At 63.3% G+C, this 259-nt stretch carries 1 protein-coding gene; it reads right to left on the bottom strand.

Going from position 1 to position 259, the window contains the following annotated elements; all coding sequences use genetic code 11:
* The coding region (locus tag SB660_RS21775; RefSeq protein WP_410584512.1) for a hypothetical protein at window positions 1–241 on the bottom strand (241 nt) is incomplete at its 3' end.
* Window positions 242–259: the final 18 nt, after the last annotated feature.

Genomic DNA, 259 nt, shown 5'->3' with positions numbered 1-259 from the left:
CATGCCAGTCGTCGCCGCCCGCCCACACACGGCCCGACTCATAGTCACGGTTCTGGGCCTCGGGTGTGTCCGTGCCGGCGTTTGCGCACGCCGCCACCGTGTACTCCTTGAGAAGTGATGAAGGTCGTGCGGTGATATCAACCTCGTTCGAGCGGACGACGTACGCGCGAGCCAGTGCTCGGAACCTGCCCTCGAGCGCCGTCGCATGTTTCACGTGGAACATGCGGGTCGGGGTATTCATGGATCGAACTAGCTACCG

Origin of the sequence: Bacillus sp. SIMBA_005 (assembly GCF_046535585.1) — a bacterium.
GTDB classification, from domain to species: domain Bacteria; phylum Bacillota; class Bacilli; order Bacillales; family Bacillaceae; genus Bacillus; species Bacillus pumilus.
This window is presented reverse-complemented; position numbering and strand designations above follow the sequence as displayed.